Genomic DNA, 8,302 nt, shown 5'->3' with positions numbered 1-8,302 from the left:
CGGAAGTCGAACCGGAACCGGAAGTTGAACCGACTCCTGAACCGGAAGTCGAACCTGAACCGCAACCGCAACCGCAACCGCAACCGCAACCGCAACCGCAACCGCAACCGCAACCGCAAGCGGAAGGGACTCCTATTGGTGCGGGTGTTGGTGTAGAGCAGGGAACCCCAGAAAGCAACCCTGAAACAGAGTCCGAATTAACTCCAGTGGTGACACCAATACTAATACAACCATTAGAAATCATTGGGAGTATTAATATCCCATTGGTAACTATTCCCAGTTTGAATATTGATTCAAGCCGCTTAATTAATGTGACTCAGGAGACCTTAGAAGGAACCGAAGCGGATGAATTAAAAATTGGTACATCCATAGCCGAATCCATATATGGACGAGGTGGAAATGACACGATTTTTGGTATGGGAGGAAACGATAATTTAGAAGGAGGATTTGGGAATAATCTGTTGTTAGGAGGTGAAGGTAATGACTTCATCTTAGGAGGACCGGGAAATGATACTTTATATGGCGGTCAAGATGATGATTTACTGTTGGGAGGAGAAGGGAATGATGTAATTTGGGGAGACATCGGAAATGATACTATTGACGGCGGCGAGGGTGATGATTTAATCTTCGGCGGCGAGGGTGATGATTTAATCCTGGGAGGACTGGGAAATGATATCATTTATGGCGGTCAAGGAAATGATACTATTGACGGCGGCGAGGGTGATGATTTAATCTTCGGAAATCAAGGTGATGATTACCTACAAGGAAATCAAGGTAATGATACGATTTATGGCGGTCAAGACAATGATACGCTGTTGGGTATTGCGGGTAATAATCTACTGTTTGGAAATCTCGGAAATGATTTGCTAGTAGGTGGTTTTGCATCTGATACTCTCTATGGCGGTCAGGGAAATGATACGTTAATTGGAGGGGATGGAAATGATTTTCTCAGTGGTGATAAAGGTGATGATGTTCTGATTGGGGGCGCGGGTCGTGATACTTTTGCGATCGCTTACGGACAAGATACGATCGCTGATTTTGAAGTGGGTATTGACCAAATCTGGATTACCGCAGATCTAGATCCTCGACAATTAGCGATCGCTCAAATTGACACCGGATCTCAAATCATCATCGCCGACACCGGAGAGGTTTTAGCTTTCTTAAATGGAGTTGAAGCCACTACCATAGATATAGAAGATTTTACCTTCTTCTAATTCGATCAACCCATCTATCTTCAAAATCATATATTTGCCACACTGAACCGATTTCGGTAAAGTAAACCAAAGGTGAATATTTGTCAATATGAAATTGAAGATTCTACTCATAACTCTGCTGGTGGTTTTCTGCGCTTGGGTGATACCAGCCCAAGCCGCAGAACCCCTTAAAACCTATTCCCTCAACATCCTATCAGAGATGTCCAGACAGAGCATTAAACTCGATCCCCCTGTTACCCAGATGACTGTCAGGATACTAAAGCCTGGAGATGTCGCTATTCCCTGTGGTGATGGTCAACACACCTATACCTGCACTTCTGGGAAACTCCTCTGGATTCAATCGGACCAGGATCAGCCTATCCGACAATTTTGGGGTCAGAATACCGCCGAAAAGCCTGTATATCTGACCCTAGAGGTTTTCCAGCAACTACAGCCAGAAGAAGTCGAAGATGATTCCTCAGATTTGACGATGTGCGATCACTGCATAAAACGGGTCGCCGCCACCGAGTCCTAACATTTGCAAGACCGGGGGGATAGATGACTGATGAATAATTACTTCAGGGACACTGAAGCCGGGTAATTCCCCACTACGGACTGAGTTAAAGTAGCTTTCTACCAGTTTGACTCGCTGGGCTTCTGTTGCGTCTCGCCAGGCGGCGATCGCTTTTTGAAAAAACATCCGGTTAGAGAAACTCACAATCACCACTCCCCCCGGCTTCAAGACACGATGAATTTCACTAAATACGGCTTCAGGATACTGTAAATACTGTACTGATACACAGATTAACACCGCATCAAATTCGCGATCGCCTAACGGTAATTTTGGGTCCTTATTCAAATCCTGAATAAAATAATGGTTCAGTTGACGGTTGCGCGCCAACTCCTCCTCATTCATCCCGTGTCCCTCTACATGGGAGAATTTCCGATCATCCGGGAGATGAGACACCCAACTACTCATCAAGTCCAACACTCTGCTATTGACGGAAAGGCGATCGCTATATAACCCCCTTAACCTATCAATAAACCCCTCATCAACATGGGTCACAAATCGCGGATACTCATAAAATAATCTATCCTCAGTTTCGTCCAGTTTACTCCGTTGCTTCCCTGGTAACAACATCCCTACATTTCTCCTATCCTAGATGATTCTCAAGTTTAACCTAACTATTAATTAAATTTAATCTCTATTAGTTACACTGGCCGCAAATGCCGAGGGTAAAGCCATGACCGTCATCAAGATTATCCTAATAGCTGTGGTATTACTATTGACCGGGGATTTCATCTCAACCTTTTTCTATCATGTCCCTGAACATATTTTCGGGAAATATCATTGCGCTGTTCATCATAGCCATAATCGCAGTTTTATCCGATATGCGATCGCTACTAAAAATCCCCTCGTTTTAATTACTGGATTCTTCGCCGCCTTTCCCTATCTCGTCTTTTTACCTGTCTTTTGGTCGCTTTCTCCAACCGGTACTATCCTGGGTTTAGTCCTCGCACAGTCTCATGTCGAATTTCGTCATCTTTCCCCCACTAAATGGACTACACCCAACACCATCATCTACATCTGTAAACTTCTCTGTATCACCACCCCAGAAATACATTGGCAACATCATCGCAACTCCCGAATTGCCTACGGTGATATCTTCACATTCTACGATAAACCTGCTCAATTGTGGTTTCAATTTTTGCTACAATTTAAGCAGCCCATCAATAATTAGTTCCATAATCCCTGGGTTCGGATTCTTTGATTCATTCCTTCCTATGCACAAAATGTCGTTTTTGTCAATAGGTATAAAAAAAGGAGCCGCTTTCCTTCCCAAAACTCGTGCATCGCCAGCTTAATCTTTTTCTCAGAGAATATTTTTAATCGCCACAGAATCAGGGTTGTAGCCTTTATTTTTGCATATAGACAGAGTAACCCCTTGGAAGCCATTTCTTTGAGCATACCACAACCCCTATAATCTCGTCAAGTTTTTGCGAGCAATTTGCAATAAAATCGTATTAATTCTTAACAATCTTTGGAAAATCAAATCTATCTGGCTGGATAAATTAGTAAAACCTATTAAATGCCTGCATCAGCCTGTTGTCGATAGGCTAACAGATACCTCAGTCATAAATTGGGCTTAGAAAAAGGTTGACTGGGACGAAAACGAATAGGAGTATTTTCAATGAGTTTGTAAATAGCCGCCAAAGTATCTGAGCGAGAGAGTTCGTCGCGGGTAATCAGAAATTGCATAATCTCAAAACTGGGAGTATCAACCCAGTAGTAGGCGCTGTGAACATCAATTTTTTGAGCCAAGTATAAAATCGCATTTCCTAAATCTATCGGTAACGCCGTCCCCGCATTTAACCCCCATTTAACCCCATTAACCTTGGACATTTCCGAACAGTCAAAATAGTTAAACTTTTCAAACAAATCATAAGCCGAGGTAGGTTCAACCGCCGCCTGAGAAGTTACCATAACCCGAATAAATGGTCTATATTCTTCTCGTCCCTCCTGTGTTTTAACTGTTTTGAGGTAAACATTTCCCAGGCGCAAGCCAGACATAGCCACACTGGGTTCACTAAACCAATTACCCAAAATAGACAGGTAACGGAGAACCAGATCACGATCGCTAGAAAATAAATAAATTTCCCGACAGCGGAGAATAGCCGATCGCACATAGTTATTGCGTCCTTCCCGCAAAAACTCCAAGGGGATATCTGGAGCAGATAAAATCAAGCGGTCAAGGCGCAAGTGTTCCCCCATATCGTTGCCTTGTTGAACTAAGCGATCCTCTTTCCCAAAGCGATCGGATAGAATTCGCAGAACATTAACCACCAGGAGGCAGCCCATGCTGTGACCCATCAAGTTCACCTTCAGGCTAGGCAGGGGGGATAATGGGGGTTGTTCCCCCGGTAAAAAAGGCATAGAAGCATAAGGATTATCTCCCAGCACCTTATCAAGTCGCCAGAAGAACTCTGCTAGGTCTGGTGCACCGTAGTGAATAGTGCGATAGCGATCGCGCTGATAGACGACAATCCGCAGCAACTGGAATAGGAATAGCCACAGAAGAAACACGCTGAAAGCCACCCACAGCCATTGGCTGATTGAGCCAGCCAGAGTATCCCAGGTTATCCATTGCCAGAGAGAATCAACAACCGGCTGAATTCCCCATATTAGCAACAGAGGGGCTATCAATAGGGCTAGGAGCAAATATAGCACAGAGCCGCCCCCAAAAGCCACCAGAGCCACACCTACCAGAAACTTTAAAGAAATCCCCCAATAGCGGAAAGGGTCAGTCCATAGACCGGCACTCAAAATCGGTCTTTCTCCCGGCCAGTGATAGCCGATATAGGCACTTTTTTCTTCCAAAGTCCCCACCTGATTAATGGGTCCTTTGAGGGAAATAGACTCCGCCTCATTCACAAAAGCCGGATAGAACTTTTCTGGGGGGGTGGCATAGCCGTGGGTACGGAGGGTAATGCGATTAAAATTCGCCAAGCGCATCATGGGACCAAGTTCAGCGATATTGAACAGGGGACGAAAGCGATCGCTTGGGGGTAATTGGCGGTCAATATTTAGGGAACTCGGAGCGGTACTGACCACTAAAAAAATATTTCTGTGGTAGCGATCGACATAAACTTCAAAATTGCGACTGATCGCCTGAGTAAATTCTCGATTATGCCAACTATTGAGAGTGCGGATCACATAATCCTCATTTACCTGAGCCTCAAAGCCTGGGTATTCCAGGAGATTAAAAGACGATCGCAACACCGAGGCGATCTCTGCTTCCGAGCTGTAAGCGCCATAGGCGGGCAGTCCCTCCACAGTCTTGAGTTTAGTCTTGGGGGGATATGGGTAAGCAAGCTGGACAATGCGAGCTTTCGTCCAAGCGTCTGAAAACGGAGCCGTATTCCGAACAATGGATTCTAACCATCGGCGATCGTTTTCCAAGGTATCGCGATGCCAATAGAAGGGCAAGGTTTTGTAGCTGCGCTCAGTTCCCATATTGATTATCTATGAGTTATTGGGAGTTATATTATCAAACCGCAATTTAGTATTTTTGCCAATATCCCGCCGTCACTAACCCCCGGGTCTGTTTCTTCCCTAAGACATAAATTTTCTCGGTTCCCAAAAGCTAATGCGATCGGCTAGAAGCCTTAAATAATAGGAAAATTTCCACACTTAACATCAGGGATCAAGGAAACTTAGCCTTTCAATAACTCAAAACAGGTGATATATTATGAAGGCTTTTTGAGTCTGTTGTGGTGTTCAGAGCCTATCCTAAGCCTATTTCCCTTAGATGATAACCACCATCATAGCCACTCAATTCACTATAAACGGGGATAAAAACCATGTAAAACAATTTAAAATTTGATTGTGCATCTTGTCAATATTGAAGGCTCCATAGATTATGAAAATACTCAAGTTGTCAGCTTCATAAATTTAGGAATTTTTGATTTTTAGTTATGGCAAAAAATCGTGCTGCTTTCAAGCATAAACTTCCATCAGGTAAATACATCAACACCCACCGTCATCATCAGCTTAATCGTCATCACAATAGGAGGATTAATTATCGAATAAATTATTACCCCACCTTGACAGGTTTAACTTGGTTTATGGTAGGTTTTTTAGGATTTTTCGCTATCTACTCAGCCAAGGTTAAGATTGAAAAAAACGTGGTTTCTTTGGTTAATTCACAGTCTAATCAAACTCAAGAAAAGCACAAAGCAACTAAGTTTCAGCAAATTAGTCACCGTTGGCTACTTGGTCATTCCTCTGGCGCTTATATTCCCCTGAATAGCCTATTTGCAAATCTCAATAGTCCCGGCGCTTTATCAATTTGTGCCGCCGAGGGAAACTGCGAGACCAATGGAAGACGGACTTCCCTAATTGCTGGTCATTTCGACCCCGCTACTGGCATCTTAAATAAGGGTTTTTGCAGTAACCACGGACGGGGTGGAACCCTACAGGAGGCTAACCAATGGTGTCTGCAACACCTCAGATCACAGTCCTTTGTCATTGAAAAGAAATTTAGGGAACTCGGCATTAATCCTAACTCCCACTTAGAAGGATTTATCAATGCCATAGATTTATGGAATCAGAGTCCCTATTTCGGCGACAAATTTCCCAAATTATACGCCTCTGAACTACGCAGCAGAAAAAGGGGGACGGACGCTATCCTCTCAGCCAGAGTCAAATCATTTAAAATCAATGGCAGTTATGAGCAGACAACTTTAGCCCATCCTCCCATTTGTCCATATTCCATAGATGCTAAGTCCTGCGTCAGACATGATCAGTCAAGACGCATGAATGCTATCTCTGGAGTTATGGAACATTTAGGGTTAAAATGAAGGCACTACTAGCCGTCCCGCAATTATTACCTTAGCAATAAATCAACAATTGCATCCAATTCCTTGCTATAGTCCTCGGCTAATTGCTGACCGACACGGCGAATAGCGTGCAGATTTTCGTCAGATGACTTATCTATGGGTAACATATTTTTATCCGTCAGGGTTGTATTTATTCTCAGATACTGTTCAGGACTCCTAGTAGCATCATAAATTTGCTTCATTTGATAATCTACGGTTTCAGCCACCCCCGTCATAATAATATCGAACAGGGGAATTAACCATTGAAACTGGCCCCAATTTCTAGCCTGTTCATAAGGATATCCTTTTTTCACGTCCCCAGTTCCCAAAGACAAAATTACCATATCTTTAGCCGTGGGATTATCTGGGAGTTTACTACGAGCTTCCGCATAAGCACACAAGGCTGGATTATTGGCGAACACTCCCCCATCAACACAGGTATACATTTCATCACCTAAAGACCTAATTGCGGCTACCTTGAAAAAAGTCGGAGCGGCTGAGGTGGCGCGAATTACATCTCTTACATAATAGTCTTTTCTAGGAGTTACTACCGCATCATGTTGAGTAAAAAAGTGGGTTTTTCGCCGATAAATTTCATAGGAGCAAATTAAGGAGGGTTTTAATAACTCGCTTAACTTTAAGTCCCCAAAAAAGTTTTGCATCGTTAACTCTAATTTTTCATGGGAGTATTTTTCGTTTAACAGTCCCCAAAAGTTTTTGAGAGCGTGGCTACAAGGTTGGTAAAAGATATTACGACTATTTTGGTAAAAAAAGTTCCTAGCTTCTTCCGCAGAGCATCGGGGTTTCTGGGGGTCTTGGAGGTCGGGAGATAAGTAAAGACAAGTCAGAATTCCCCCAGCACTTGTCCCAGCAAATAAATCAAAATACTCCACCAGTCTAGCTTGAGGATTGCCAGTTTTTTCCTGAATTTTATGCTCGACACTTACCAAAATTTCGGCGGGGATTAATCCTCGTAAGCCACCACCATCAATAGAGAGAACCCTGGTAAACTCTGCCATTTGTCACACTCCTGTTAATTATGGGATTGATTAAACGTTCCAGATTTCTCTGAGACGATCGCGAATATCTAAGAAATCTCCCCAAGGTATATAAGGCTTTTCCTGCTTATCTAAATACCCAGATAAGCGATCGCGCGCAAATACCACCGGAGCTGCGATCGCCATATTTAAGTCCGTTACCGAATCCCCGATCGCAATTTTCGGGTCTCCCTCATATAACTCCATTACCCGCACTTTTGCCACTAATTCTGTCCCCTCTTCAAACTCTGAATGTACCCGCAAATTTGGTCCGTCCGTCGCCACATCCACCGCATAAATCCCCGCCACCCGATTAACTAATTCTCCTAATACTGTTTCTACCATAATCCGAATCCCCCCTGATACCACCACAAACGGCACCTTCTCACTATCGAGAAAGTCCATTAATTCCAACAGTCCAGGACGCATTTCTTTAGTCCGTGAAAACTCCATAATCTCTTCATAAGCCTTCGAGGGTATTGATTCTAGCATCCTTCGCACCCCCGAACGTAAGCTGATCTCATGGGTATATAGTTTTGGGATAGTCTCCTCCGCCGCCTCTGGCGCGAATTGCTTTAGCATCGCCACAAAGGTCTCTTCCGCTGTAATTGTCCCATCAAAGTCACAGAAAACAACTGGTTTCATCAAAAATTCTCCGAGAAACCCCCATCCTCGCGTAGCAGGTGGGGGAGG

General features: G+C 43.8%; 8 protein-coding genes. 4 read left to right on the top strand and 4 right to left on the bottom strand.

Annotated features, from left to right (window positions below):
* Nucleotides 1–209: 209 nt before the first annotated feature.
* Both P5674_RS01285 and P5674_RS01280 read left to right on the top strand, forming a co-directional pair.
* Nucleotides 210–1,214, top strand: coding sequence for a calcium-binding protein (locus P5674_RS01285; protein ID WP_315669733.1), 1,005 nt, complete (start codon nucleotides 210–212; stop codon nucleotides 1,212–1,214).
* An 88-nt stretch (nucleotides 1,215–1,302) separates the two neighbouring features.
* Complete coding sequence (locus tag P5674_RS01280; protein ID WP_050856798.1) at nucleotides 1,303–1,728, top strand: hypothetical protein; 426 nt, start codon at nucleotides 1,303–1,305, stop codon at nucleotides 1,726–1,728.
* Here P5674_RS01280 and P5674_RS01275 read toward each other — a convergent pair.
* A complete protein-coding gene (locus P5674_RS01275; RefSeq protein ID WP_006619920.1) occupies nucleotides 1,672–2,334 on the bottom strand; it encodes a class I SAM-dependent methyltransferase in 663 nt (220 codons plus the stop codon). The genes P5674_RS01280 and P5674_RS01275 overlap by 57 nt on opposite strands.
* A gap of 103 nt (nucleotides 2,335–2,437) precedes the next feature.
* Between P5674_RS01275 and P5674_RS01270 the strand changes: the two genes are divergently transcribed.
* The gene (locus P5674_RS01270; RefSeq protein ID WP_315669732.1) at nucleotides 2,438–2,935 is read left to right on the top strand and encodes a sterol desaturase family protein; all 498 of its coding nucleotides are present in this window, start codon (nucleotides 2,438–2,440) and stop codon (nucleotides 2,933–2,935) included.
* Nucleotides 2,936–3,327: 392 nt separating this feature from the next.
* Here the strand turns inward: P5674_RS01270 and P5674_RS01265 are convergent, their stop codons facing one another.
* The gene (locus tag P5674_RS01265) at nucleotides 3,328–5,208 is read right to left on the bottom strand and encodes an alpha/beta hydrolase (protein ID WP_006619918.1); all 1,881 of its coding nucleotides are present in this window, start codon (nucleotides 5,206–5,208) and stop codon (nucleotides 3,328–3,330) included.
* Between the two features lie 461 nt (nucleotides 5,209–5,669).
* Here P5674_RS01265 and P5674_RS01260 point away from each other — a divergent pair, with 461 nt between their 5' ends.
* Nucleotides 5,670–6,554, top strand: a complete 885-nt coding sequence (locus tag P5674_RS01260; RefSeq protein ID WP_172973395.1) for a hypothetical protein — start codon at nucleotides 5,670–5,672, stop codon at nucleotides 6,552–6,554.
* A gap of 26 nt (nucleotides 6,555–6,580) precedes the next feature.
* On the opposite strand, the gene P5674_RS01255 is transcribed toward P5674_RS01260, so the two are convergent.
* A complete protein-coding gene (locus P5674_RS01255; RefSeq protein WP_006619916.1) occupies nucleotides 6,581–7,591 on the bottom strand; it encodes a patatin-like phospholipase family protein in 1,011 nt (336 codons plus the stop codon).
* A 30-nt stretch (nucleotides 7,592–7,621) separates the two neighbouring features.
* On the bottom strand, nucleotides 7,622–8,254 hold the full coding sequence (locus P5674_RS01250; protein ID WP_006619915.1) for an HAD-IB family phosphatase: 633 nt from the start codon (nucleotides 8,252–8,254) through the stop codon (nucleotides 7,622–7,624).
* Nucleotides 8,255–8,302: the final 48 nt, after the last annotated feature.

Origin of the sequence: Limnospira sp. PMC 289.06, assembly GCF_032350395.1 — a bacterium.
In the GTDB taxonomy this organism is placed as follows: Bacteria; Cyanobacteriota; Cyanobacteriia; order Cyanobacteriales; family Microcoleaceae; genus Limnospira; species Limnospira platensis.
The sequence above is the reverse complement of the archived record's forward strand: the minus strand, read 5'-3'. Positions and strand labels throughout refer to the sequence as shown.